This window comes from Flavobacterium amnicola (genome assembly GCF_004122165.1).
Classification (GTDB): domain Bacteria; phylum Bacteroidota; class Bacteroidia; order Flavobacteriales; family Flavobacteriaceae; genus Flavobacterium; species Flavobacterium amnicola.
Genome location: NZ_SBKO01000001.1, coordinates 486274 through 511331, shown reverse-complemented (window position 1 = coordinate 511331; position 25058 = coordinate 486274). Strand labels below are relative to the sequence as shown.

Genomic DNA, 25058 nt, shown 5'->3' with positions numbered 1-25058 from the left:
AAAACGCCCCGATTTCGGGGCGTTTTTTTATTTTTATCTAATGGAAAACAATACTTTTTTAGACAATTTAGTAGCGTATTTATATAACTCAAATTCAGCATCTGTTTCTGATATAGTAATTGTACTTCCCAACCAAAGAGCCAAAGTTTTTTTGGTAGAAAAACTAAAGAATAAATTTTCAAATGCTTTTTTTTCTCCACAAATAATAAGTATAGAGGAGTTTATTCAAGAATTGTCGGGAATTCGAAATATCGATCCGGTTGAATTATTATTCGAATTCTATGAAGTATATACCGCGCTTCCCAATGATAAGGTTCAAACTTTTGAGCAGTTTTCCAATTGGGCCAAAACCCTTTTACAAGATTTTAATGAAATCGATCGGTATTTAATCGATCCCAATTATGTGTTTTCCTATCTTAAAGAAATTAAAGTCTTAGAGCGTTGGGAATTAACCATTGAAAATAAAACCGACCTAATTAATAAGCAATTGGAGTTTTGGAATAAATTGCCTTTGTATTATGAATGTCTTTATAAATGTTTGTTGGAAAAAGGCATAGGCTACCAAGGTCTTATTTATAGAGAAGCAGTTAATAATTTAGAATTTTATGCTTCCAATGTGGTGTCAAAGCTCGTTTTTGCTGGTTTTAATGCTTTAAATCAAGCCGAAGAAAAAATCATTCAGCATTTATTAGCTATAGATAAGGCTGAAATACTTTGGGATATTGATCAAGTGTTCGTCCATGACAAACTTCATGATGCTGGCTTGTTTGTACGCCGATTTAAAGAAAATTGGACGCATTATAAAACCCATCCTTTCGAATGGATAGTAGACGAATTTTCACAAGAAAAGAAGATTGAAATTATCGGCACGTCTAAAACGATTGGCCAGGCTAAAATTGTCTCTTCCATTATAGAAGAAATCATATCTAAAGATTCCAATTCCAATTTGGATAAAGTTGCATTGGTTTTGGGAGATGAAAATTTACTGATTCCAGTATTGCATTCTTTGCCTTCTTCCGTACCTAGTTTGAATATTACTATGGGCTATTCGAGTAAGAATAATCCAGTACAAATCTTAGTTGCCAAACTATTTAAAATGCACAACAATGCTTTATTGCGAAATGCGACGAGTTATGTTTTTTATTACAAAGATGTGCTTGATGTGTTGTCGAATCCAATTGTTGAAAGTTATGTCAATGCTACTTCGTTGGTTGGTGTCATCAAGAAAAATAATTACACGTTTATCACGCATCAAAAAGTGATTTCTTTACAAGAGAATTCCAATCAATTATTCGATTTAATCTTTCAAAAATGGACTGATAGCTCGATTGAAATTTTGGAACGAATCAATGAAATACTATTTTTAATCAAACAGCATTTAGATGTTAATTCAGAAGATGACAAAGTAGTGAAGACGTTTTTGTATTCTATTTTCAAAGTAATTAATAAATTGATTTCGTATTGTTCTAAAAACGAGTACGTAGATTCGGTTGAAATTTTACAGTCATTTTACAAACAGATTATTGATGTTGCCGAAGTTTCTTTTGAAGGAGAACCACTGTCCGGATTACAAATCATGGGGGTTTTAGAAAGTCGTGTATTGGATTTTGAAACAGTCATCATCACCTCAATGAACGAAGGGAAATTTCCAGCTGGAAAATCGGTCAATTCCTTTATTCCTTATGATATAAAGCGTGAAATTGGCTTGCCCACTTTTAAAGAAAAGGATGCGATTTATACGTACCACTTTTACCATTTATTACTTCGTGCCAAAAATATTTATCTTTTGTATAATACCGAAAGCGAAGGATTAGATGGAGGTGAAAAAAGCCGATTTATCACGCAATTGGAAGTTGAAAAACAAGCAAAACACATTCTTAATCACCGCATTGTTCAGCCCAATGTACCTAATATTGCCTATGAAAAACTAAGCATCCCTAAATCGGAAAAAGTGCTCGAGCGACTTGAAGAAATTGCTTCTGTCAAAGGTTTTTCGCCTTCGGCATTAACGACTTATGTGCGCAATCCCATTCAGTTTTATTTTCAACGCGTGTTGTCAATTAAAGAAGCGGAAGAAGTGGAAGAAAATATTGCTTTAAATACGTTGGGTACGATAATTCACAAAACCTTAGAAGAATTGTACAAACCGTATTTGGAGAAATTTTTGATGGTTTCCGATATTGATTTTATGATGGCAATGGCCGATGAAGAAGTCCTGAAACAATTCAAAGAAATCTACAAAGAAGGCGAAGTGAAAAAAGGGAAAAATTTATTGGCTTTTGAAGTTGCCAAACGAAATGTTTTCAATTTTCTTAAAGCGGAAAAAGTAGCAATTGAAAGCGGAGATGCTGTTAAAGTGATGCATCTTGAAAAAACGTTTTCTCGTGAATTAAAGGACAATCGATTGCCATATACAGTGCTCCTTTCAGGAAATGTTGACCGAATTGAAATTAGAAATAATGTCCTGCGAATTATCGATTATAAAACTGGAAAAGTAGAACAAAATACCCTTCGAATTTCAAACTGGGAGGGCTTAACAACCGATATCAAAAATGAAAAAATCATTCAGTTGCTTTGTTATGCTTTTATGTTGGAACAAGAACACACCATGCCTTCAATGGAAGTGGGAATCATTTCGTTTAAAAATATGAAAGCCGGCTTTATGCCTTTTGGATTCAAAGAAGGTAGAGAAATTTTCACGACAATTACTCCAGAAATTTTGGAAGAATTCAAAACCCAGATAATTGACTTGTTACTTGAAATTTTAAATAGCGAAATCCCTTTTGAGGAAAAAACTACTTAGCATTTCTTAATAAAATCTAGTAGAACAGTCAGTAAAGCCTCTTTGTTTTCAATATGACTCATATGTCCGTCAGGGAAAGAAATGAGTTGTACATCGGTTCCCTCTACTTGTTTTATGTTGTTGTCATAATTGAGAACACCGTCTTTTTTGCCTAGAATTAATAATTTAGGATACGAAGTAAGATGTAAAAGCTGTTCTGTATTCTTTCTGATTTTCATTCCTTCTTGCGCGGCAATATATCCTTGCAATGGTGTCTTTAAGGCTTCTTGTTTCACTTGTTCCATTTCAATTGTAAGCGATTCGCGATTGTCTACGCTAAACAAATTCGCAATGGAAATTTGTACCAAAGAAGTATATTCTTTGTGTGCCATTTTTATGGCGCGATTTCTATTGATTTTTCGCTCGTGGTCATCCGCAAAAGTAGTCGAATTTAACAACACCAATCCTTTGATACATTCGGGATATAATTCGGCGAAAGCCAATGAAACATAACCTCCCATCGAATGTCCGACAAAAATAGCTTTCCTGATTTTTAGTTCGTGTAACACCGCATGAACGGCATCCGCCATATCTTCCATAGTATGAATATAGCCCAGGCATTCTGTTTGTCCATGGCCCAATAAATCGATAGTAATGACACGGTTTTTTTGCGCAAATTCATTCCCATAGAAAGCCCACATGGTCGAATTTTCTAAAAATCCATGTAGTAACACCACAGCAGTTCCTTTTCCAGTATCGGAATAAGCTATTTTGGTGTTTTTATAAAGGAGCTGTTTCAAAATGGTGTATTACTATCTAGCAAAGGTACATTCTAATTATGATTTCAGAAAATCAAAAATGGCTTTAAAATAGGCTTCTTCCGTATCCAACCAACCATAATGACCACAATTGTCAAGTAAAATTACTTTTGAATTTTTAAGGGCTTGATGTGCAATTTCGGCAGTTTCCGCTTTGATGATATCTTGTTTGCCTTGAATAATTAAAACAGGTTGAAGGAAGTTTTTGAGTTGGGGTTTACAATCAAATTTTATTTTTTGTAAATCATCCCAAACCAATTGATTCAATGCAGCGTTTCCTTGTGTCAATCTTTCTGCTAATGTTGGAATGTTTTTTTTGTTGTACAGATAGGCCGGTGCCAAAGCTCTGCCTCTTCCCAATAAATTGGCTTTACTACGATTGCCTCTGTCAATTTTTGTATTGTAATACGCTAACGAATCGCGTTCTATTTGGGTTAAATTATTGTTGATGTTTTGAGAAACGTATGTGGTCAAACCTAAATCAACCCCACCCGAAGCCGATAAGATGATCTTGTCAATGCTATTGGGATATAATGTTGCATAATAAGAAGCCAACATGCCACCAAAAGAATGTCCTAAAACCGTCCATTTTTTAATGTTTAAATGTTTGCGAAGGGATTCAATATCGTCAACCATCGCTTTCATGGTAATGGTTTTGGAATTCAATTCTTTTAAAACTGATTTTCCAGTGCCGCGTTGGTCGTAAATTATGGTTTGATTTTCTTTGGCCAATTGTTGCGCCAAATACGAAAATCCTTCACTGTTCATTCCGGGTCCACCATTGATAATCAAAATTGGTTCGCCTTTTCCAAAGGTTTTGTAAAAAGTTCTGGAACCATCAAGGTTTGGGGAATAACTTTCGGTTTGGGAAAATCCAATATTGAAAATAAATAATAAAAGTATGTTGATAATTCGCTTCATAATAACTTGACATTGTTAATAACAGACCACAACAAAAATAGTTTTTTAATTTACTAAAGTTTATTTTTGAGAAAAGCATTTTTATGGGTAAAATTCTAATTACTGGAAATGGATTTGATTTGTTTCATGGACTGCCAACTAAGTATGGTCATTTTATGGCCATAATGAAATCTATAGAAGAATTATCAATTGATGGAAAAATTACATTTGAGTCTTTATTTAATGAGAGTTTTCAAGATAAATATAAGAATGATTATAATTTGATTTTAGAAAATTATAAAGTAGAAAAAATTATTTATGAGGAATTAGAAATTAATAAACTTTTTCAAAACCTGTCAAAAAATCTGTGGTATAAGTATTTTAAAACAGTTCTCGAAGTTGATACCTGGATAGATTTTGAAATTGAAATTGAAAACGTACTTAGTCAATTAGCATTGCTATTTGATTATATGAGTTTAAATCACAATAAACAGAAAAGGCTTATTCCTATACAAGAGATTAATATTGATGAAAATTTTTTTGTTTTTGGATTCACAAGATTTCATAATGAGAATTATAATAGATTAAATGATGATTTTATTAAAAAGAAAAATCAAAAGATTGATGAATTAAAAATTCTTAAATTACTCTCATCTTCTCTTGATGAATTCAAAAGCATTTTTAATTCTTATTTAGAAAATATTGTTTATAAACTTTTTGAGTTTAAAAAAACAGAAACTGATTTTCCTTTTAATCAATTGACAAATATTTTTACATTTAACTATACACCTACAGTTGAAAGACTATATAATATTAACATTGAAAAAGTGATTTATTTGCATGGTAAGTCAAATTCAAAAGACGATATTCAAAATTTAGTGATGGGAATCAGTGATATAGAGGGTGTAATTAAGAATCATAAAATGTATGATTTTGCAAAATATTATCAAAAATTTATTGGAAATTCAAATCAAAAATTCATAAAGGTTCCAAAACAAAAAACTAATAGTTTAAATGAACACATCTTTTATATAATTGGTCACTCTCTTGACAAGTCAGATAAGGAGTATATTTCTGAAATATTTAAATTCCTTGAATATGATTTGAAAAAAAGATCAAAAATTTGTATTTTTTATTATGATAAAAATGATATGGAAAGTAAATCTAAGAATTTGTTTAGTATTATTGATAAAAATTTAATTATTGAATTTAATAAAGAGGGAAGGATATATTTTGTTGAACTTAACAATCAAAATATTAAAATCGAGCTCAATAAAACAATTTATAATGACTATTCAGGTGAAAATAGAATTTCAATTAGATAATAAAAAAACGACCCACATGAGTGAGTCGTTAAGTTGTATTTAACAGTTTCGAAAATTACGAATTCATAATCGATTCAATCTCATCGGCTTCAATCGGAATGTTACGCATCAAGTTAAAAGGTTCTCCTTTTTCTTGAATTACCACATCGTCTTCCAAACGAATACCAAAACCTTCGGCAGGGATATAAATGCCTGGTTCTACCGTAAACACCATGTTGGCTTGCATCGGTTCGTGTAATAATCCGTAATCGTGTGTATCCAATCCTAAATGATGTGACGTGCCGTGCATAAAGTATTTTTTATACGCTGGCCAATCTGGATTTTCATTTTGTACATCGGCTTTGTCAATTAGTCCCAAACCTAATAATTCGGAAGTCATCACTTTGCCTACTTCGATATGATATTGTTTCCATAAAGTCCCTGGAAGCAACATTTTAGTGGCTTCATTTTTTACATTCAACACCGCATTATAAACAGCGCGTTGTCTGTCGGTAAAGCGACCAGAAACCGGAATCATACGTGTCAAATCACTCGAATAATTAGCGTATTCAGCCCCAACATCCAATAAAATCAAATCACCAGCATGACATTGTTGGTTGTTCTCTATATAATGCAACACGTTCGCGTTATTACCAGAAGCAATAATTGGTGTATAAGCAAATCCTTTAGAACGGTTTCTCAAGAATTCGTGTGCCAATTCGGCTTCGATTTCGTATTCCATAACGTTAGGTTTTACGAAGTTCAATAATCTTCGCACTCCTTTTTCGGTAATGTTACACGCTTGTTGAATCAAATCAATTTCTTCACTTTCTTTGATAGAACGAATGCGTTGTAAGATTGGATTCGATTTTTCTACTTTATGGGCTGGGTAAGTTTCTTTCCACCATTTGATAAAACGCGCTTCACGAGTTTCGGTTTCTATTGTGGCGCGATAGTGTTCGTTGGTGTTGATGTACATCGTGTCGGCATACATCATGATTTCCTTTAATGTTTTGTGGAAATCTTGTAACCAAATCACGGTTTTTACACCCGAAACTTCAAAAGCACGCTCTTTGGTCAATTTTTCGCCTTCCCAAATGGCAATATGTTCGTTGGTTTCTTTTAGGAATAAAATTTCTTTCAAATGCTCATACGGCGCATCTGGAAATAATAACAAGATGCTTTCTTCTTGATCTACTCCTGATAAATAAAAAATATCGCGATGCTGTGCAAAAGGCAAAGTCGAATCGGCAGAAACGGGATAAATATCGTTAGAGTTGAAAACGGCAACACCGTTAGGCTTCATCATGGAAGTGAATTTTCTTCGGTTTTTGATGAATAAATCGCGGTCTATTTGATGGTATTTCATAAATGTAAATTTTATTTATTAGAGGTTATTTATGTTATCGCTTCAATTTGGTGTTCCTAACGGAACTAATTCTGTTAGCGATTTGATAAATATAAATTTTGAATCCCAAAGTTACACAAACCGATTTAGTAAAAAGTAGCCAAATGGCGTTATTTTATATTCTTTCGAATGCGACTCATATGACGAGAGGAAATCCCAAGGAAGGATGCGAGGTAATGCAACGGGACTTCTTGTAATAAATTTGGTTCGGATAGCAATAATTTTTTGTACCGTTCTTCGGGTGTCAAGGTCAACAAATCAATGCGGTAATCGTCTATCAGGCAAATTTGTCTTTCAATAATAGTGTGGTAAAATTGATGAAATGCAGGATTGTTTTTAGATAAGTTTTGAAAGGTTTTCAAATCGATTACCCATAATTTGGTATTCGTTAAGGCTTTGATGCTTTTTCGAGAAGGTGTCTGATTCAAAAAACTATTTAAAGACGAGGTGACAGAGTTTTGCAATGCCAAATAAGTGGTTTTTTCTTCGTCAAGCACTATAATAGCATGTTGTAAAATCCCACTTTCTATAAAACAGAAATAAGTACAGATTTCATTTTCTTTTACGAAGTAATCATTTTTATTTAATGCTACTACTTTAAAATGACTGATAATTTCAGTAGCAATAGTCTCAAAATTAGAAATGTTTCCAAGGTAAAGTTGTAGATAATTAAAAAAATTAGCGGTGCTTTTCATTTTAAAACAATAACACACAAAAATATCTTTTTAATAGTAAAATCTTGTTTAAATGTATAAAAATTCTATTTTTATGAAAAATAATAAGGATGAAAATTAGATTATTCTGTGTGTTGGTTTTTACTTCGTTCTTGGCCATTGCTCAAGATAAAATGCCCTATCAAATTTATACCCATTCGGGGCAGGAAGCAAGCTTTAAGGATATTTTAAAAGCATCGGAAAAAGCGGAAATTGTGTTGTTTGGCGAACAGCATGATAATGCCATTATTCATTGGTTGCAATTGGAACTGATCAAAGATTTGAAAGGGATATTCGATGGAAAAAAAACATTAGTTCTTGGTGCTGAAATGTTTGAAGCCGATAATCAAGTGCTCTTAAATCAATATCTAAAAGGGGAAATCAATCAGAAACAACTCGATACAACGGCGCGTTTGTGGAAAAATTATAAAACGGATTATAAACCTTTGGTTGAATTTGCAAAACTTCATGCTATCCCATTTATAGCAACCAATATTCCCCGAAAATTTGCCAGTTTGGTGTATAAAAATGGCTTTGAAGCATTGAATGAATTAACACCAGAAGAAAAATCATGGATCGCAACATTGCCTATTTTATATGATGCGAAATTGCCGGGTTATGTAAAAATGCTGACGGAAATGCAAGGGCACGGGGGTGAAAATTTACCTAAAGCGCAGGCAATAAAAGATGCGACAATGGCGCACTTTATTTTGAAAAATAAAAAAGAAAAATCAACATTTGTTCATTTTAACGGCACCTACCACAGTGAAAATTTCGAAGGGATTGTTTGGTATTTAAAACAAAAAGACCCAAAGTTAAAAATGGTAACTATTGCTTCAGTCACCCAAGAAGATATTATTCGTTTGAATAAAGAACACATTAATAAAGCCGATTTTATTATTGTGGTGGATGAAGATGTAACCAAAACCTACTAAAATGAAAGCAAAAAATGTAAAATTGATTTTGTGCGCACTTACGACGTGTGTACTATTTTCCTGTACCGATAAAGATGATGTTGCCATTATAGAAACGCCTACAGTGCCAAGCTTAATAGTTAAATTTAAATTTGATCCGGATCAGGAGCGATTGAATAATTTGGGACAACCATCAACAGTACCGGCTGGAAATGCGGCTCAAACTCCTGATTTCAATAAAATTAGCTCCCACTTTTTAGAATTTTCTCCAAATGCCAATACGCCATTGGGAGAAGGTACTCGTTTGTATCGTGGACAAGAAACCAGTATTGGTGGAGAGCCTGCTTTCGATTTTAGTAAAGCGATTATTTGTGCTCAAGGGGAAACGTTTCTGTCTATTCCGTTAAAAGATATCAAGCCGGGAAGTTACGAATGGGCGAGATGTTCGTTGTCGTATCAAAATTATGATATTAGTGTACTGAGTTCTGGTATCGATTACATAGGTACTTTGGCGAGTTTTGTGGGAACCAGAACGTATATCACTACGCATAAAGTCGGAAATTATCCTTTTGTAATTAATGGAAATCGTAATCAAGGATATTGGGCATTTGGTTTGAAAGGAGTTGATTATTCTACATCTGGACAAGCGCCTGCTGGTGCTACCACAGTTCCTAATCCGATTGCAGCCACATCTCCACTACCACCAAACTCTTGTGTGGTCACTGGGAAATTTCCAACCAATTTGGTGATTACAGGAAAGGAAACCAAAGATATTGTGGTAACACTTTCACTTTCCATTAACAAAAGTTTCGAGTGGACAGAAGTAAATGCGGATGGGAAATACGAGCCAAGTGCTGGTGAGAACGTTGTAGACATGGGATTAAGAGGTTTAGTTCCTAGTTTTAAATAAATTTCTATCCTAAAAAGATAAACACTTTAAACTCATTATAAATTACTTCTAAAAGGTTGTACATGCCCCTAAAATCATTTATTTTTGTTTTCAATTTTTAAACTATACAATCAAACAAATATTATGGCAAAATCTGCACTTTTAAAGTCATCGCTAGCAAAAAAATACTGGATGGCTCTTACAGGTTTATTTTTGTGCTTGTTTTTGGCGGGTCACTTAGCTGGAAATCTACAGTTAATCTTTGGTGATGCATTGAAATTCAATCAATATGCATTATTCATGACTTCCAATCCGGCAGTAAAATTACTTTCGTATTTAACGTACATTTCTATCATTTTTCATGCAATTGACGGAATCATGTTGGCTTTTCAGAATAAAGCTGCAAGACCTATTGGTTATGCAATGAATAATCCAAAAGGGAATAGTAGTTTCGCTTCAAGAAATATGGCAGTGTTAGGAACTGTAGTGTTAGTTTTTATTGCGACTCACATGATGAATTTTTGGGCAAAAATGCATTTTGATGAAAAAATGCCTTTGCAAAAAATTACCATCGAAATGCAAGGAATGAAAAATGATTTTTATTTGACTACTGATGGTGGTTATGTTCCTGCAAATGATCAAAATTATATTATTAAAAACAGAACGGAAATATACGATGCAACCGCCAATGTAAAAGTGAAAGAAGCGTATAAGGATTTACATAAAATCACTTTCGATTTCTTTAGAGATCCTCAATACGGATTAGCCTTTACAATTTTCTATGTCATTTCGATGTTAGTATTGGCTTTCCATTTACTACACGGATTTCAAAGTGCCTTCCAAACCTTAGGAGTAAACAATAAATTTACGCCTCTAATCAAAGCTTTCGGAACCGGTTTTGCGATTATAGTACCACTATTATTTGCCATAATTCCATTGTACATTCACTTTACTAAATAATCAACATCAGAAATATATTATGAAGTTAGATTCTAAAATACCAGAAGGTCCTATTTCAGAGAAATGGACGAATCATAAAAATCATTTAAAATTAGTTGCACCAAATAACCGTCCGAAAATTGATGTTATCGTTGTAGGAACTGGTTTGGCTGGAGCTTCAGCTGCCGCTTCTCTAGGAGAAATGGGCTATAATGTAAAAGCATTCTGTTTTCAAGATTCTCCTCGTCGTGCGCACTCGATTGCAGCACAAGGGGGTGTGAATGCAGCCAAAAATTATCAAAATGATGGTGACTCGGTTTACCGTTTATTTTACGATACCATCAAAGGTGGAGATTACCGTGCACGTGAAGCAAACGTACATCGTTTAGCGGAAGTGTCTGGAAACATCATCGACCAATGTGTGGCACAAGGAGTTCCTTTTGCTCGTGAGTATGGTGGGTTGTTAGACAACCGTTCTTTCGGAGGTACACAAGTACAACGTACCTTTTACGCAGCGGGTCAAACAGGACAACAATTATTATTGGGAGCCTATTCAGCTTTGTCTCGTCAAATCGGTTTAGGTCGTGTGAAAATGTACAACCGTCACGAAATGCTTGACATTGTAAAAGTAGATGGTAAAGCTCGCGGAATTATTGCTCGTGACTTAGTTACAGGTGAAATTCAACGTCATTCGGCTCATGCTGTAATCATTGCTTCGGGAGGTTACGGAAACGTATATTTCTTATCCACCAATGCAATGGGTTCTAATGTAACGGCTGGATGGAAAATTCACAAGCAAGGGGCGTTATTCGCCAATCCTTGTTATGTACAAATTCACCCAACTTGTATCCCAGTACACGGAACGAATCAGTCAAAATTAACGTTGATGTCAGAATCGTTACGTAACTCAGGCCGTATTTGGGTACCAAAAAGAAAAGAAGATGCAGAAGCAATTCGTGCTGGAAAATTAAAACCAACACAAATTGCAGAAGAAGATAGAGATTACTACTTAGAAAGAAAGTATCCAGCATTTGGAAATTTAGTACCTCGTGATGTGGCTTCTAGAGCTGCCAAAGAAGTGTGTGATGCAGGTCACGGAATAGAAGCGAATGATACCAATGAAGGGGTGTATTTGGATTTCTCATCTGAAATTCAAAACAAAGGAAAACAAACGGCTTATGCCAAAGGAAATCATAACCCAACGCAAGAAGAAATTACTTCATTGGGTAAAAAATGGTTAGAAGAAAAATACGGTAACTTGTTTACCATGTACCAAAAAATTACCGACGAAAATCCATACGAAACACCAATGAAAATTTACCCAGCGGTGCACTATACGATGGGTGGTGTTTGGGTAGATTATAACTTACAATCCACGATCCCAGGATGTTTCGTAGCGGGTGAAGCCAACTTCTCTGACCACGGAGCAAACCGACTTGGAGCTTCAGCTTTAATGCAAGGTTTGGCAGATGGATACTTTGTGTTGCCGTATACGGTTTCTAACTATTTAGCAGATGAAATTCGTACCGGTAAAATTGCTACCGATTCTCCAGAATTCGTAGAAGCAGAAAAAAGAGTAACCGATCAAATCAATTTCTTCCTAAACAATAACGGATCAAAAACCGTAGATCATTTCCATAAGAAATTAGGTTTAATTATGTGGAATAAAGTAGGAATGGGACGTAATGCACAAGGGCTTACTGAAGCAATCGCTGAAATTGCTCAATTGAAAGAAGATTTCTACAAAGAGGTATATGTTCCAGGAAGCAATGACGAAATGAACCCAGAGTTGGAAAAAGCACTTCGTGTGGCCGACTTTATTGAATTGGGTCAATTGATGGCAATGGATGCCTTACAACGTAACGAATCTTGTGGTGGTCACTTCCGTGAAGAATACCAAGACGCTGAAGGTGAAACTTTGCGTGATGATGAAAATTTTGCTTTCGTTGGGGCTTGGGAATACAAAGGCGACGACATCAGTAAAGAAGAATTACATAAAGAGGTATTGAAATACGAATCGATTAAAATTGCAGCACGTAATTATAAGTAAAATGAGAGTCAAATTAAATTTTATCCTTATATGTTCTTTGATTTCAATGTTTTCATTTTCTCAAGAGATTAGTAAACCATTAATAAAACCATCAGAAGGTAAATGTATACTATATTTTGTTAGACCAAATTTTACATTATCGTCATTAGGATTTAAAATGTTTATTGATGATAAATATTTAGGGAAACTGAAACAAAGAGAGTATTTATATTATGAATGTGAACCAGGAGAACATGTAATTTGGGCCACTGCTGTTAATGAAGATTTTGTTAAAGCTAGTTTTGAAGCAAATAAAATATACGTAGTTCGTTTAAAACCAGTTCATGATGATTTGCTTTCGAGCGATTTAAGATTAAATGTATTAAATCCGTTAGACTATGATGATGCTAAAGATTTTAGTAAATCAATAAATAAAGACAACGGTCGTAAGTTTACAGAAGTATCAGTGCAGTTTGAAGATGAATATGAATTAATTGTTAAAAGTATGAAAACATATAATCGATTATTAAAGAAAAATTCTGATAGAATAGAAGTTTTGTCATCAAATATGAATTTTTTAAATTCAAATTATCCAGAAAAAAAATAAGATTATGGCATCTAAAAAGAACATCAATATAAAATTAAAAGTTTGGCGTCAGAAAAAAGCTTCTGAAAAAGGCCAAATGGTAGATTATTCTTTAAATGAAGTGTCTACCGATAGCTCCTTCTTGGAAATGTTAGACCAATTGAATGAGCAATTAGTAAACGAAAGAAAAGAACCAATCGCATTCGACCACGATTGTCGTGAAGGAATTTGCGGAATGTGTTCGTTATACATTAACGGTCGTGCGCATGGACCTGATACTGGAGTGACCACGTGTCAGTTACACATGAGATCGTTCAAAGATGGCGATACCATTTATGTAGAGCCATGGAGAAGTAAAGCATTTCCAGTAATTAAAGATTTAGTAGTAGACAGAAGTTCCTTCGACAGAATCCAACAAGCTGGAGGTTTCATATCAGTAAATACGTCTGGAAATACGATCGATGCGAATGCGACTCCAATTAATAAAGAAGATGCAGACAAAGCTTTTGAAGCGGCGGCTTGTATTGGATGTGGCGCTTGTGTAGCGACGTGTAAAAATGGTTCGGCGATGTTATTCGTTGGAGCAAAAGTATCGCAATACGCTTTGTTACCACAAGGAAAAGTAGAAGCAACGAATCGTGTGTTAAACATGGTGCGTCAAATGGATGAAGAAGGATTCGGTAACTGTACCAATACAGGAGCTTGTGAAATCGAATGTCCAAAAGGTATTTCATTAGAAAATATCGCTCGTATGAATAGAGAATATCTAAAAGCGAGTTTGAAATAATAATAAAGTAAAATAAAGTTGAAAGCATCTCAAGGTTTTACTTTGAGGTGCTTTTTGTTAAATAGTAAACATGAAAAACAGAATTGTAGTAATAGTGTTGCTCTTTTTAAGTGTAACCGCAATTTCACAAAATAAAAAATTTAGTATTGATGTAAATTACCCTTTGTCTCTAAACGCATATGAATTTCAAAAAATTAATGGAATTATTGATGCTAGTTTTAAATATAGATTTAAAGAAACTAATGCTATGAAATTGGGAGCATCTTATACATTTGATTTATTAAATGAAAAAGACCCTTTTAACAATGAAGTTTTAGATAGAAAATATAGTTTTCATCATTTAGATGTATTTAGTGAATTTAAATTGAATAATGCAGAAAAACTTCACCCATTTGTTGGAATTGGGTATTCTATGCTTTTTTCTGAATATGAATACTTTTACTCACAAAATCAATTTACTGAAATTAAAACAGAAAAATACAATGCTGGAGGATTGAATTTTAATTTAGGGTTGTCTTACGATATTTCTCCCAAGTTTTTTATTCAATCTTATTTTCATTATGTTCGCATCTACAGGGAAAGTCCCATAACGAATAAAATGTCAGGAATTAATTATAACCAAATAAAATTGGGAGCCGGTTTCAGATTTTAAAGAAAGATTAAAAAAAAGTATTCTTATTAGAATGCTTTTTTTTATGGCTTAGTTTTTGTTATTTTTAACCTATAAAATTACAGATATGAAAAAAATATATTTAATGGCCTTATTATTGGTCACTACCATTGGATTTTCTCAAACCCAAGAAGAAAAGGATGCTAAGAAAAAACTAGCCGATGCCGAAAAAGCAGCATTACCAAAACCGTATCACGAAATGGAAGATGCCGATGCCAAAGTGAAAGAATTGCTAGTACAAGCAAAAGCAGAAAATAAAAACATCATGATTCAAGTAGGTGGTAACTGGTGTATTTGGTGTTTGCGTTTGAACGATTTCATTCAAAAGTCAGACGAGTTAAAAGGAATTATCAGTGCAAATTATTTGTTTTACCACTTGAATTATTCCCCTAAAAACAAAAATGAAAAATTCTTTAGTCAGTATGGGAATCCAGGAGAAAAGCAGGGCTATCCTGTTTTTATGATTTTAGATCCAAACGGAAAACTACTGCATGTTCAGGAAACGGGATCTTTAGAAGACGGAAAAGGATATGGCTTGGAAAAAGTTAAGGGATTTTTAAATGCATGGTTAGCTAAAAGCTAAAAGGCATTAAAAATAAATTCTTTGCAAAACGCATTCATTGATTTGGATGCGTTTTGTATTTTTATCATATGAAAGTAGTAATCCTCCAATCGGATATCATTTGGGAAAATCCTCAGGCCAATCGAATCCGTTTCGAACAAAAAATTAAGACGATTCAAGAAGAAGTTGAACTAATTGTACTGCCCGAAATGTTTTCGACAGGTTTTACGATGCATCCTTTTGAAGTGGCGGAAACCATGCAGGGCCAAACGGTGGCTTGGATGAAACAAATGGCACAACTTAAAAAAAGTGCCGTTACTGGAAGTGTCATCATCACCGAAAACGGAAATTTCTACAACCGTATGGTTTTTGTGTTTCCCAATGGAGCAATACAAAGCTATGACAAACGACATTTGTTTTCTCTAGCCAAAGAAGAAGCCATTTTTACACCTGGAAAGGAAAAAGTCATCGTGGACTATAACGGTTGGAAAATTTGCTTGCAAATTTGCTACGATTTGCGTTTTCCGGTATTTGCCCGCAATGTCGAAAATTACGATGTTTTACTGTATGTGGCGAGTTGGCCCAAACCGCGCATTAATGCTTGGGACACGCTTTTACAAGCTCGCGCCATCGAAAATATGTGCTACGTTGTTGGTGTAAACCGAATAGGCATTGATGGCAATAATTACGAATACATTGGACATTCGCAAGCGGTAGATTTTTTGGGAAATTATTTGGTTGCACCTTTTGAAGAGGAAACCTTCAAAATCATCACATTGGATAAAAACCAAATGCTCGAAACCAGATCTAAATTAAATTTTTTGAAAGACAGAGATACGTTTGAGATTTTTAAATGATACTAAGTATATTTCACTGACCTCCATTCAATTCATTTATAATTGTTTGAATTTGGTTGTCATAATTTTTAATTTCAAGGTCGTATTTATTAGTTTCTTCCGATACTGCTTTATAAATTAATTGAAAACTCTTCACCCTTAATTCACAATAAGATAATATTTTTGAATTTTTCTGATGAATTTCATCTGGTAGGTTTAATTTATCGACTTCATTGATTAGGTCAATATTTGCATTCCAATAGTAAATACCCCGATCTTTAATGTCGTATAATAATTCTTCTTTAGGCTCATAATTTACTCTACTATAAATTTCTAAAGCCATTTTTTCCATATCATAAAATTCTTTCATTCTAGAACTATAGACTGCCAAATCATTATTTAAACCATTGCAAACGATAAATGTGACGACAGAAAAAACAATTGTAAATGTTCCTACAATCTTATATTTTAAATTTACTTGATTCTCCTCGTCTAAATTGAAGGTGTACGCATAACCAATTATTAATCCAGCAATCAATCCGCCAATATGAGCCGCATTATCAATATCCCCTTTTAGACCGTAAATTAAGTTGTAGCCAACAAAAATTGAAATACTTGTTAGTAATGTTTTTCTAGTGTTTTTTTCAATTAAATTGGTGGTTAACAACGCTAAGAATACTCCATACATTCCAAAGATAGCTCCTGATGCACCTGCGCTAATGGTGAAATCATGCCACCATAAACTTGTTACACTCGCTAATAAACCTGCCAGTAAATAGGCAGAAACAAACTTAAATTTGCCTAAATACGGTTCTAATAATACTCCAATGTACATCAAAGCATACATATTCATTAATAAATGAAAAATTCCAATATGCAAAAAACAATTGGTGACTAAACGCCACCATTCGCCATCTAAAATTAAAGGTCTAAAGTTTGCTCCCCAAAGAATCAAATTATCGGAAGATGGTGAGAAGAAATCAACTCCCAATAAAACCATAATCGCAAAAACAATGATGTTTAGGTAAATTAGAATTGGAGTAATGAAATAACCTTCAACAGGTTTAAAAATTGAAAAAAAACTTGAATTTTTTTCAAGTGAAGATGGATTTAAAATTTCATCATCATTATTTAATTCTGCTTCAATCTCTGCAAACTTTATTGAAAGTTCTTCATTGGTGAATTTCTCTTTTAATTCGATAAAATTCTCGATAAAATTTTCAACATTTTTTTTATTCTTTTTCCAATCAAACATTTCACCACCAATTGAGGAGCTTTTTATAGTCGCAGTACTGTTTTCAATTGTGATTTTAATCTCTGCATTCCATGAAAGCATTCCATTATTAGTATATGCTATTATTCCGTTTTGACTTAAAAAAGCAATTTTCCAATTATTTTTTTTTACAGTCTCAAATAACAATACAAGAAATTCTTTTTGTGTTAAATTTTCAACTTCAATAATTTGAGTATGGTTTGGTGTTAGTCCGAATGACATATATTAAATTTTTACTTATTTTTTGAATAGTTGATTTTGAAATCTCAACTTTCATAGATCTACTTCCCTAAATCCACTGCTTGTTCCACATCCCAATTGGCACGCACGTCAATTTCATTAGGAAAGTGGAAGACTTCTTCGGGTTGACGCTTTTCCAAATAAGAACCCGTGTCGCGTTCTTTGTTGTTGTTGGTGTCGTAAATCACACGAATTGCGTATTTTTTAGGTTCTAATAGTAAAAATTCGATTGTAGGATTTTTTTCAGCATACTCTGTATACAACACTTTTCCTTTGGCATCGGTCAGTTCTACAATTAGCGGAAATGATTTAGGATTTTGCAATACCAATTTCAAATTGCCATAATCCGTTTTGTTTTTGGTACTTGCTGTAAAACGGACTAAACTATCGTTCTTCTGTCCTAAATAATCTTCAACTGCTTGAGGTTGCAGTACAAATGTGTATTTTTCATTTTCTTCCTTATCGAAAAGAATTTCTAGATTTTGATTGAATTCATCATATTGGGCAGTAAAAGCCACCTTCGAAGAATCTTTTTTAATCAAATTCATTTTTGCCACATCCCATTTTTCTAAGGGAACGGAAGTAGCAATTTTTAAAGTTTCTTTAAAATCTAGCGCGGTGTTTTTGGAAGTCAATTTCAAAGTGTCCTGACGTTGATTTTTCAATTTTACAACAAAATCCTTACTGTAATTTTCGTTGGCAACATTCACCTGAATCGAATCGTTTTTAATCGGTTTGAACCAAAGTTGCAGCGAGTCTTTATCGGCAAATTTTGTGATTTTATGGGCTAAGCTCGCTTCTTTGTATTTCGGACTGATTTTAATGTTTTTCGCATTTCCTTCATACCCCATTAAGACACGGTTACCAGAAGCTTGTGTTGGTTTTTTAGCTACGAATTTTGGTACTTCTTTGAATAATTCCAATTCAAAAATAGCTTTGTCCGGAACGGTAATTGTTTGATCATAAAAACCAATGCGGTCTTTTTTAGAATCGAATTTATAATTGGTTGTTGTTTCTTTTAACGCCACCAATTTGTATTTCCCTGCTTTTACGTTTTCGATTTTAAACGTTTTCGTGCTGTCTAGAGTGTTGGTAATGTATCTCGGAACTTCTTTGTAAACGATAGAATCATTGTACTTGTCATCCACTTCATACAACATTACATTGACAAAATTCGGAATTTCTTTTTCGTAAGAATCTTTAATAGTTCCTTCAACGGTTAAGGAATCTAATTCGGCACCCGTTGCAAAAACATATTTAAATTGTTGCAATACATTGCCCTCGTTGTTGTCAACAATACTTTGCCCGAAATTAAAACTATAGGTAGTATTTGCTTTTAGCGTGTCGTTGATTTTTATGGTTAAATATTTACTCACACCCCCTTGAGGCAACACCGTAATGGGAGTTTTCATCGGAGGGGATACAATTAAGTTTTTTTGTAAATCTTTAACTTTAATAAATTCGTTAAAAGTGATTTTGATTTCTTTTTTGTCAAAATTTGTCGACCCATTTTTAGGCGTACTCGACAAAATTTTTGGCGCAGTAACATCTTTATCACCACCAGTAATAGAGCCTCTTTTAGCGCAACTTGCCAAAAGTAAAACTACCGAAAGAAAAAGAAGTAAGATGTTATGTTTTCTCATATGCTGTAAATAATCACCACAAAATAACAACTATATTTAGTGGGAACGAAATATTTTTTTATTTGTTTAACCTTTTACGAGTGTGAAAATGCCATAGTGACGATACTGATTTTTGCATTAGGAATCGTGAGTAGCGCTTTTCCACAAGCTTCTAATGTAGCGCCAGTGGTTAGCACATCGTCAATTAATAGAAAATGTTTGTCGTGATGTTTTTCGTCGAAATGTACGTCAAAAGTAGTAGTCGCCACTAAGTTTCTGTCGGTTAATTTTTTTTTGGATTGAGTAACGGCATATTCATTTCGATACAGGATGTTTTCATTCAAGGGAATTTGCATTCCTTCCGAAATACGCTCACAAAAAGTAGTCACTTGATTATATCCTCGTTTTTTCAATCTTTTTTTATGTAAGGGAACCGGAACAATATAATCGACCGATTTTAGGATGTCATTTCCTTTCAAATTTTCTACATGCCAATCGCCTAAAATGGTCCCGATATTTTGTTGGTTTTTGTATTTTAGGTTGTGAATTAATTGCTGCACAATGCCCCTTTTATGATAATACATCATGGCTGAAACATGTTCTACAGGAAGTTTTCCGTTAAATTTATTATAGGCTTCGTTATTTTTTTGCTCCAAATGACTCGTTAAGGGAATTTCATGCCGACAAGTTACGCAAATACCTACTTCATTGGTATTGAGCATCTTTTGACATCCATTACAAACCAAGGGGAAGAATAAGTTCATCAAGTTTTTAAGCATTTTGTCGATTTTATTTTTTAGTCTAAAACTAATAAAATATTTTAGCATTAATTAAAATTGCCCAGAGAATGTCTATCAAAACCACAGTAACCCTTCTTAAAATATCTACTGTTACTATATTGTCGTTTGCATTTGCACTCGGGATGAAGTACTATGACAGTATTCAAAAATATGAGAAGCTTCAAGAATTAAATAAAATTGACAAAGAAGCCTATGCCAACGATTTAAAAGAAATCTTGAGTCGCTATGATGCAGAAGTTCAAAAAAACTATCAATTAACTACTCAAAATCAAAACAAAAAAGGGATTGTTGTTGAAAATGAAAGCAAAAGTGTTCGAAAAATGAAAGAAGTTCCTAATACTTCTACTCTTTATCTAAAGAAAATTGATTCATTTAAAACTGTTCTGAAAAAGCAAAATAACGAAAATTCAGAATTGAATACTCAAGTCAGCACATTAAAGGATAAAAACAGAGAATTGGCATCCAAAAACTTAGCCAATGAAACGATAATTTCAACCTCAAAAAATCTTACGGCTATTAATGTTGTCGCTAATGGAGTTAGAATTTCAGCCAATAATATTATAGAAACCAAACGTTTTAATACTACAGAACAAGTAAAAGTGTGTTTTACATTACTTGAAAACAAAGCAGCAATTAAAGGATATAAAGATATTTACATTCAAATTTTAAATCCAGAGAATAAAGTGGTGGCTAAAAACGGAGAAGTAATCGATTCGGACAACAAGTTGCTTCTTTTTAGTGCAAAAACCAATGTGTATTATGATAACGAAGATTTAGATGTGTGTGTTTTTGTGGATCCAAACAAACAACAAATAATCAAAGGTGACTATGAAATCAATATCTATTCTGGAATTAATTTAATAGGAAGCACCGTTTTTTCACTGAAATAACCAACAAAAGACAGAATATTATAATTTAAAACGGATTTTTTAAGTCCGTTTTTTTTATTTTTGCACCACTATGGCAAAACAAGAAGATTTATTTAAGAATGTAGTTTCGCATGCAAAAGAATATGGATTCATTTTCCAATCGAGCGAAATATATGATGGTTTGAGTGCAGTATACGATTATGCACAAAACGGAGTAGAATTAAAAAAGAACATTAGAGACTATTGGTGGAAATCGATGGTGCAAATGCATGAAAATATTGTAGGAATTGATGCCGCAATTTTTATGCACCCAACGACGTGGAAAGCTTCGGGTCACGTGGATGCTTTTAACGACCCATTGATTGACAACAAAGACTCTAAAAAAAGATACCGTGCCGATGTTTTAATTGAGGATTATGCCGAAAAATTAAACCAAAAAGCACAAAAAGAAATCGAAAAAGCGAAAGGTCGTTTTGGCGATGCTTTTGATGAAGCGCAATTTGTAGCGACTAACGAAAGAGTTAAAGGCTATTTGGATCAAAAAAATGCCATCCTACAACGAATGGCTAAAGGTTTAGATTCTGGTGATTTGGCCGATGTGAAAGCGTTAATCGAAGAATTGGAAATTGCTTGTCCGGATTCGGGTTCAAAAAATTGGACGGAAGTACGTCAATTTAACTTGATGTTTGGAACCAAATTAGGTGCTTCTGCCGATACGGCTATGGATTTATACTTACGTCCGGAAACGGCTCAGGGTATTTTTGTGAACTTCTTGAATGTACAAAAAACAGGGCGTATGAAAATTCCGTTTGGTATTGCCCAAACAGGAAAGGCGTTCCGTAACGAAATTGTAGCGCGTCAGTTTATCTTCCGTATGCGTGAATTTGAACAAATGGAGATGCAATTTTTTGTAAAACCAGGCGAAGAAATGAAATATTACGAGTATTGGAAAAATACGCGTTTGAACTGGCATTTGTCTCTTGGATTAGGAAAAGAAAACTACCGTTTTCACGATCATGAAAAATTAGCACATTATGCCAATGCAGCTGCCGATATCGAATTCAATTTCCCATTCGGATTTAAAGAATTGGAAGGAATTCACTCGCGCACTGATTTCGATTTGAAAGCCCACGAAGAGTTTTCAGGTAAAAAAATGCAGTATTTCGATACTGAAGAAAATAAAAACTACACGCCATACGTAGTAGAAACTTCGGTAGGATTGGACAGGATGTTTTTAGCGGTTTTCTCAAATTCTTTAAAAGAAGAAACCCTAGAAGATGGTTCAACCAGAACGGTATTGCGTTTGCCAAGTGTATTAGCGCCTACAAAAGCCGCGGTGTTACCATTGGTCAAAAAAGATGGCTTACCAGAAATTGCCAAAGAAATCATCGAGGAGTTGAAATGGGATTTCAATGTGGCGTATGATGAAAAAGATGCGGTGGGTCGCCGTTACCGTCGTCAGGATGCTTTAGGAACCCCTTTCTGTATTACTGTCGATCACCAAACGTTGGAAGACAAAACCGTTACGATTCGTCACCGCGATTCGATGCAACAAGACCGTGTTTCTATTTCAGAATTGAGAGGAATTATCAGTAATGAGGTTTCGATGCGCAATTGGTTAATGAAAATGTAAGAAAATACGAAGTACGAAGTTAAAAGTACAAAGTGTAATAATAAAAAATCCCAAACTGTAAAGTTTGGGATTTTTGTTTTTTAAGCTTGTAATTGATGCAGCCTCGCTACATACTTCCCAATCACATCAAATTCTAAATTGATTTTCGTTCCAATTTTAAAAGAGTGAAAATTAGTATGTTCATAGGTGTATGGGATAATCGCGACGCTAAACTCATTAATTTTTGAATTCACCACTGTCAAACTCGTTCCGTTCACTGTGATGGAGCCTTTTTCAATGGTAATGTTATTTAAGCTTTTATCATATTCAAAAGTGAAATACCAACTGCCATCAGCTTCTTCAATATTTTTGCAAACAGCGGTTTGGTCCACATGGCCTTGTACAATATGTCCGTCCAAGCGATCACCCAGTTTCATGGCGCGCTCCAAATTTACTTTGTCGTTTACTTTCCAGTCGCCCAAATTGGTTTTATCAATGGTCTCTTTGATTGCTGTTACCGTATAGGTGTCGTTATCTATCGCTACCACCGTCAAACAAACACCGTTGTGTGCTACACTTTGGTCAATTTTAAGTTCATTGGTGATATTCGATTGCACGCTAACGTGTATGTTTTCGCCTTCTTTTCGTAATTCCTTGATAGTACCAAGAGTTTCTATGATTCCTGTAAACATTAACTGATTTAATTTTAGTAAATTTGCATTCAAAATTAGCAATAAATACATTGAACTGATGACAAAAAGACCAGAAAATATATTCGTAGGAATTTCAATTGGAGATTTAAACGGAATTGGGAGCGAAGTAATCCTAAAATCGTTTGAAGATACCCGTATGTTGGAACTTTGTACGCCAATTATTTTTGCTAATGTAAAAATCCTTTCTTTTCTAAAAAAACAATTAGAATTGAATGTCAATTTACACGGCATTGATAAAATCGACCAAGCATTGGTTGGAAAAATCAATGTGTTGAATGTTTGGAGAGAAGGGGTGAATCTTGAATTGGGTAAAGAGGACGAAACAGTCGGAAAATATGCAGTAAAATCATTTACATCGGCAACCCAAGCCTTAAAAGATGGTTTGGTAGATGTGTTAGTGACGGCGCCAATTAGTAAATCAAATATCCAATCGGAAGAATTTTCATTCCCAGGACATACCGATTATTTGAATCAGGAGTTGGAAGGCGATGCTTTGATGTTTATGGTGCAGGATAATTTACGCGTAGGCTTGTTTACCGATCATGTGCCTATCAATGAAGTGGCCAAACATCTAACCGAAGCATTAATTCGTAAAAAAATAAAAACCATCAACCAATCGCTAATCCAAGATTTCGGAATTACGAAACCTAAAATTGCGGTGTTGGGATTAAATCCACATTCGGGTGATAATGGTGTAATAGGAGATGAAGAAGAGAAAGTGTTAAAGCCAGCTTTGAAGAAAATTTTTGAAGAAGGGACCTTGGTTTTCGGACCTTATTCTGCTGATGGTTTCTTCGGAAGTGGGCAGTATGAAAAATATGATGCAGTAATCGCAACCTATCATGACCAAGGTTTGATTCCGTTCAAAACCTTGTCTTTTGGTAAAGGAGTAAATTATACTGCTGGATTAAATAAAGTAAGAACATCTCCGGATCACGGAACGGGATATGATATTGCCGGAAAAGGAATTGCCGACCATAATTCGTTTACAGAAGCCATTTATATGGCGATCGATATTTATAAATCGCGAATTGAGTATCAAGAAATAACCGCAAAGCCTTTAAAAATCAAAGAAAAGCAGTTATGAACAAAAAAAGGTGAATAACTCTTTTGATTTTATAAAATATTTATATCTTTGCACACCCTAATTAAGGGACAAATTGTTGTTAAGATGAAACGCAATTAAAAAATTACACTCTTTTTAAGAGATTAATTTCTAGAGCGTTCCATCTGATACCTATAAAAAAATATAGTTTTATCAGATGAAAGTTACAAATGAATTTTTAATCCCATTTTTAGGATTAAAGCTTGGAAAACATCAGTTTGAGTATCAAATTAATAAAGCGTTCTTTGATCACTTTGAATATGATGAATTTGATTCGTCAGCTATAAAAGTGAATCTGGTTTTAGATAAACAAAGCACGATGCTTGAATTAAATTTTAAGCATTCGGGGACCATAAATGTTCCATGTGACGTAACCAATGAAATGTTTGATTTGCCTATCAAAGGAAAATTAAAATTGATTGTTCGTTTTGGAGAAAAGTTTAATGATGAAAATGAGGAGTTGCTCATTTTGCCTTTCGGTGAACATCAAGTAGACGTTTCGCAATACATTTATGAAATGATTGTTTTATCGATACCATTAAAAAGAGTCAGTCCTGGTGCTAAAGATAAAAAAGCACTAGAAAAGCTTAATAATATTGAAGTCAAAGACGAACAAGAAGTAAAAGAAGAAGAAATTGACCCACGTTGGGCAGCATTAAAGAAACTATTAACGGATAAATAATTTTG

Annotated in this window: 23 protein-coding genes; 15 read left to right on the top strand and 8 right to left on the bottom strand. The window is 33.9% G+C overall.

Features of this window, described 5'->3' with window-relative positions:
• Positions 1–40 precede the first annotated feature (40 nt).
• Entirely contained in the window at positions 41–2803 is a 2763-nt protein-coding gene (locus EQG63_RS02375) for a PD-(D/E)XK nuclease family protein (RefSeq protein WP_129434042.1), read from the top strand.
• Here the strand turns inward: EQG63_RS02375 and EQG63_RS02370 are convergent.
• On the bottom strand, positions 2800–3582 hold the full coding sequence (locus EQG63_RS02370; RefSeq protein ID WP_164974443.1) for an alpha/beta fold hydrolase: 783 nt from the start codon (positions 3580–3582) through the stop codon (positions 2800–2802). The genes EQG63_RS02375 and EQG63_RS02370 overlap by 4 nt on opposite strands.
• 36 nt (positions 3583–3618) lie before the next feature.
• Positions 3619–4521, bottom strand: coding sequence for an alpha/beta fold hydrolase (locus EQG63_RS02365; protein ID WP_129434040.1), 903 nt, complete (start codon positions 4519–4521; stop codon positions 3619–3621).
• An 83-nt stretch (positions 4522–4604) separates the two neighbouring features.
• On the opposite strand from EQG63_RS02365, the gene EQG63_RS02360 reads away from it, so the two are divergent.
• Positions 4605–5825 (top strand): AbiH family protein, encoded by a 1221-nt coding sequence (locus tag EQG63_RS02360; RefSeq protein ID WP_129434039.1) that lies wholly within the window; start codon positions 4605–4607, stop codon positions 5823–5825.
• 55 nt (positions 5826–5880) lie between these two features.
• Here EQG63_RS02360 and EQG63_RS02355 read toward each other — a convergent pair whose 3' ends face one another.
• A complete protein-coding gene (locus tag EQG63_RS02355) occupies positions 5881–7173 on the bottom strand; it encodes an aminopeptidase P family protein (RefSeq protein ID WP_129434038.1) in 1293 nt (430 codons plus the stop codon).
• A 149-nt stretch (positions 7174–7322) separates the two neighbouring features.
• Positions 7323–7907, bottom strand: a complete 585-nt coding sequence (locus tag EQG63_RS02350; protein ID WP_129434037.1) for a Crp/Fnr family transcriptional regulator — start codon at positions 7905–7907, stop codon at positions 7323–7325.
• An 89-nt stretch (positions 7908–7996) separates the two neighbouring features.
• Between EQG63_RS02350 and EQG63_RS02345 the strand changes: the two genes are divergently transcribed.
• The 9 genes from EQG63_RS02345 to EQG63_RS02305 all read left to right on the top strand — a co-directional run bounded on the left by EQG63_RS02345 (position 7997) and on the right by EQG63_RS02305 (position 16158).
• Positions 7997–8860, top strand: a complete 864-nt coding sequence (locus tag EQG63_RS02345; protein ID WP_129434036.1) for a ChaN family lipoprotein — start codon at positions 7997–7999, stop codon at positions 8858–8860.
• Between the two features lies 1 nt (position 8861).
• Complete coding sequence (locus tag EQG63_RS02340) at positions 8862–9749, top strand: hypothetical protein (protein ID WP_129434035.1); 888 nt, start codon at positions 8862–8864, stop codon at positions 9747–9749.
• A gap of 123 nt (positions 9750–9872) precedes the next feature.
• On the top strand, positions 9873–10688 hold the full coding sequence (locus tag EQG63_RS02335) for a succinate dehydrogenase cytochrome b subunit (RefSeq protein WP_129434034.1): 816 nt from the start codon (positions 9873–9875) through the stop codon (positions 10686–10688).
• A 19-nt stretch (positions 10689–10707) separates the two neighbouring features.
• Positions 10708–12717, top strand: coding sequence for a fumarate reductase/succinate dehydrogenase flavoprotein subunit (locus EQG63_RS02330; RefSeq protein ID WP_129434033.1), 2010 nt, complete (start codon positions 10708–10710; stop codon positions 12715–12717).
• 1 nt (position 12718) lies between these two features.
• Positions 12719–13303: a DUF2846 domain-containing protein gene (locus EQG63_RS02325; RefSeq protein WP_129434032.1), complete on the top strand. Its 585-nt coding sequence runs from the start codon at positions 12719–12721 to the stop codon at positions 13301–13303.
• A 4-nt stretch (positions 13304–13307) separates the two neighbouring features.
• Positions 13308–14069 (top strand): succinate dehydrogenase/fumarate reductase iron-sulfur subunit, encoded by a 762-nt coding sequence (locus EQG63_RS02320; protein ID WP_129434031.1) that lies wholly within the window; start codon positions 13308–13310, stop codon positions 14067–14069.
• Between the two features lie 70 nt (positions 14070–14139).
• Positions 14140–14721 (top strand): outer membrane beta-barrel protein, encoded by a 582-nt coding sequence (locus EQG63_RS02315; RefSeq protein WP_129434030.1) that lies wholly within the window; start codon positions 14140–14142, stop codon positions 14719–14721.
• An 85-nt stretch (positions 14722–14806) separates the two neighbouring features.
• Complete coding sequence (locus tag EQG63_RS02310) at positions 14807–15322, top strand: thioredoxin family protein (protein WP_129434029.1); 516 nt, start codon at positions 14807–14809, stop codon at positions 15320–15322.
• Between the two features lie 68 nt (positions 15323–15390).
• Positions 15391–16158, top strand: a complete 768-nt coding sequence (locus tag EQG63_RS02305; protein ID WP_129434028.1) for a nitrilase family protein — start codon at positions 15391–15393, stop codon at positions 16156–16158.
• A 13-nt stretch (positions 16159–16171) separates the two neighbouring features.
• Here EQG63_RS02305 and EQG63_RS02300 read toward each other — a convergent pair whose 3' ends face one another.
• From EQG63_RS02300 to EQG63_RS02290, 3 genes are all read right to left on the bottom strand, one after another.
• Entirely contained in the window at positions 16172–17632 is a 1461-nt protein-coding gene (locus EQG63_RS02300; RefSeq protein WP_206733252.1) for a rhomboid family intramembrane serine protease, read from the bottom strand.
• A gap of 59 nt (positions 17633–17691) precedes the next feature.
• Complete coding sequence (locus tag EQG63_RS02295) at positions 17692–19293, bottom strand: Ig-like domain-containing protein (RefSeq protein WP_129434027.1); 1602 nt, start codon at positions 19291–19293, stop codon at positions 17692–17694.
• A 74-nt stretch (positions 19294–19367) separates the two neighbouring features.
• Positions 19368–20051: a ComF family protein gene (locus EQG63_RS02290; RefSeq protein WP_129434024.1), complete on the bottom strand. Its 684-nt coding sequence runs from the start codon at positions 20049–20051 to the stop codon at positions 19368–19370.
• 68 nt (positions 20052–20119) lie between these two features.
• Between EQG63_RS02290 and EQG63_RS02285 the strand changes: the two genes are divergently transcribed.
• Together EQG63_RS02285 and EQG63_RS02280 are read left to right on the top strand one after the other, a co-directional pair.
• On the top strand, positions 20120–20962 hold the full coding sequence (locus EQG63_RS02285; protein ID WP_129434022.1) for a hypothetical protein: 843 nt from the start codon (positions 20120–20122) through the stop codon (positions 20960–20962).
• A gap of 70 nt (positions 20963–21032) precedes the next feature.
• Positions 21033–22574, top strand: a complete 1542-nt coding sequence (locus EQG63_RS02280) for a glycine--tRNA ligase (protein ID WP_129434020.1) — start codon at positions 21033–21035, stop codon at positions 22572–22574.
• Positions 22575–22654: 80 nt separating this feature from the next.
• On the opposite strand, the gene EQG63_RS02275 is transcribed toward EQG63_RS02280, so the two are convergent.
• Positions 22655–23245, bottom strand: a complete 591-nt coding sequence (locus tag EQG63_RS02275) for a riboflavin synthase (protein WP_129434018.1) — start codon at positions 23243–23245, stop codon at positions 22655–22657.
• 58 nt (positions 23246–23303) lie between these two features.
• Here EQG63_RS02275 and pdxA point away from each other — a divergent pair, with 58 nt between their 5' ends.
• Positions 23304–24353, top strand: a complete 1050-nt coding sequence (pdxA, locus tag EQG63_RS02270) for a 4-hydroxythreonine-4-phosphate dehydrogenase PdxA (RefSeq protein ID WP_129434016.1) — start codon at positions 23304–23306, stop codon at positions 24351–24353.
• Positions 24354–24528: 175 nt separating this feature from the next.
• Positions 24529–25053, top strand: coding sequence for a YceD family protein (locus tag EQG63_RS02265; RefSeq protein WP_129434014.1), 525 nt, complete (start codon positions 24529–24531; stop codon positions 25051–25053).
• The last annotated feature ends 5 nt before the right edge of the window (positions 25054–25058 follow it).